Annotated in this window: 2 protein-coding genes and 1 pseudogene; all 3 read right to left on the bottom strand. The window is 80.2% G+C overall.

Going from position 1 to position 2,172, the window contains the following annotated elements; genetic code table 11:
* Nucleotides 1-24: 24 nt before the first annotated feature.
* The gene (locus FA014_RS19305; protein WP_154731224.1) at nucleotides 25-1,305 is read right to left on the bottom strand and encodes an acyltransferase family protein; all 1,281 of its coding nucleotides are present in this window, start codon (nucleotides 1,303-1,305) and stop codon (nucleotides 25-27) included.
* A gap of 192 nt (nucleotides 1,306-1,497) precedes the next feature.
* Complete coding sequence (locus tag FA014_RS19300) at nucleotides 1,498-1,767, bottom strand: hypothetical protein (protein ID WP_154731223.1); 270 nt, start codon at nucleotides 1,765-1,767, stop codon at nucleotides 1,498-1,500.
* Between the two features lie 150 nt (nucleotides 1,768-1,917).
* Nucleotides 1,918-2,172, bottom strand: a pseudogene (locus FA014_RS20890) (hypothetical protein); the annotation flags it as partial.

The following is a 2,172-nucleotide window of genomic DNA, read 5'->3' as shown; positions in this document are numbered from 1 at the left end:
GGGCGCCGCCGGGGGGCGGGGGCCTCACGCCGCCGCGCGCCGGCGCAGCACGGGGAGCCGCCGGTCGACCGCGCCGGCCGCCACGACGAGCCCCGCCAGCACCACGCCCGCCGCCCCGAGGTAGGACGCCCGGGTCGCCCACCAGTCCCACGTCCACGGCTCCGGCAGCGTCTCCCCGGCCCCGAGCAGCACGACCCCCGACACCGCGAACATCGCCGTCAGGTGCCACAGGTACAGCCCCATCGACCGCGCGCCCGCCCAGCGCACCAGCCGCGAGCCGGCGGCCCAGCGCGCGACCGCGTCCCGCACCAGCAGCGCCGCCGCGACCTGCGCCACCGCGAACCCGACCACCGGAGCGGTCGGCGGGGCGAGGTTGGAGATCGCGTCGCCCGGCATGCCGATCAGCGACCACGGGTAGGGGCCGACCGCGAGCAGCAGGACGGTCGCGGCGAGGCCACCGAGCGCGAGCAGCGTCAGCACGGTGCGCTCGGGCACGAGGTCGCGCGCCGCGACGTCGTCGGGGGCGGCGAGCCGCCGGGCGGCGTAGACCAGGCCGCCCAGGTAGGGCACGGCCCAGACGAGCAGCACGTTGGGGGCACCGGGCAGCGCCACCTCGTCGGAGAACCGCAGCAGGTCCACGAGCACCGGCAGCGCCGCGGCGACGACCAGCACCCGCGCCGCACCCCATCGGCGCAGCGCGCGCAGCAGCACCGGGGTCAGCGCCAGCAGGCCGATCTGCACGCCGAGGAACCACAGCGGCTGCGGCACGATCCGCGCCACCCGGTCGACGGCGCCCGCCGGGACCCCCAGCCACGGCAGGGCCGCGAGCAGCAGCGCCCACACCCCGGCGAACACGGCGACCGGCCGCGCCATGCGCAGCAGCCGGACCCCGGCGAACCGCCAGCCCGGCTCGCCGGGGTGCCGGTCGAGGTCGTAGCGCGCGGCGGCGCCCGCGGCGAAGAACAGCAGCGGCAGCGGCTGCAGCCAGGTCAGCAGCCAGGCGCCGCCGTGGGCGAGGGCGTTGCCGACGACGAGGGTCTGCCCGTCCCAGGTCGCCTCCACCATCAGCCAGTGCAGGGCGACGACGAGCAGGATCCCGACGGCACGGACGCCGTCGACGAACGGGTCGCGGCGCGCGCGGGGCCGGGCCGGCGGCGCCGGGGCGGGCGGGGCCGACGCAGCGGGGGCCGAGGGGGCCGATCCGGCGCGGGCGGCGCCGGTGGGCACCGGGCGGACGGGCCGGGCACCGGTGGTCAGCGCGAGGGTGTTCGCCTCGCGGGACGGTGCGGGCAGGACGGTCGACATGGCGGCGCTCCCGAGGGCACAGCGCGGCGGGCCGCGCGGGTGCCCGGCGTTCGGGCACGGCACCAGCCTGCCGAGCGGAACCGCAGGTCAGAACGGGTCCGACCCCCGTCCTGCCCGGCGGTCAACCCGACCCCGCACGGGGGATCTCCCCCCGTCCCGGTCACCCGGGACCGAACCCCGGGGACCGCCCCGTCAGCGCGGCGCGGCGGCGGGCGGCACGACGTCGCCCGGGTGCCGCGCGAGGGACGCGCGCCGGACGCCGGCGAGCACGAGCGAGCCCGCCACCAGGGCGGCGCCGAGCACGGTCAGCCCGGTGGCCGCCGCCGAGAGGAACGCGAACGTCGTCGGAGACGCCCACAACCGGTCGACGTACAGCGCCTGGGCGCCCGCGCTGCCGAGGACGCCCAGCACGAGGGACATGAGCCCCGTCCAGAACAGCTGCGGGGCGGTGAGCACGGGCACGGGATCCTCCAGAGGGGTGCGGCCGCCGGCGGCCCCGGCGGCGCACCCGACGCTAGACCCGGATCGGGCGCCCCGTGGGTCGTTCCGCGGAGCGGTTCCGGATGCCCGCGGCGCGGTCACCCGTCGCGGACGGCAGACGGGTCGGGCGCGCTACCGGTCGCCCGCGGACGGCGCCGGGCGCCCCTCCCCGCCGTCGTCGGACGCGGGCGCCGCCGGCGCCGGGTCCGACGTCGTGGGCGCGGGCGCGGCGTACCCGCTCTGCTGCTGCGGCGCGTCGGCTCCGGGTGCCGAGGAGTGCCCGCCGCCCGCCGCGGGGGCGTACCCGCCCGCGGCAGGGACGCCGTACGCGCCGGCTGCGGGGGCCGCGTACCCGCCGGTGGGGGCGCCGCCCCGGGGCCCGGGGGC

The organism is Cellulomonas hominis, from assembly GCF_005239125.1.
GTDB classification, from domain to species: domain Bacteria; phylum Actinomycetota; class Actinomycetes; order Actinomycetales; family Cellulomonadaceae; genus Cellulomonas; species Cellulomonas hominis_A.
Note: the sequence above shows the minus strand (reverse complement) of the source record. Positions and strands in the feature narration are given on the sequence as shown.

What these genes read in the sequence shown, in the direction of transcription:
- FA014_RS19305 (WP_154731224.1), bottom strand. Translation starts at nt 1,305, where the DNA reads ATGTCGACCGTCCTGCCCGCACCGTCCCGCGAGGCGAACACCCTCGCG.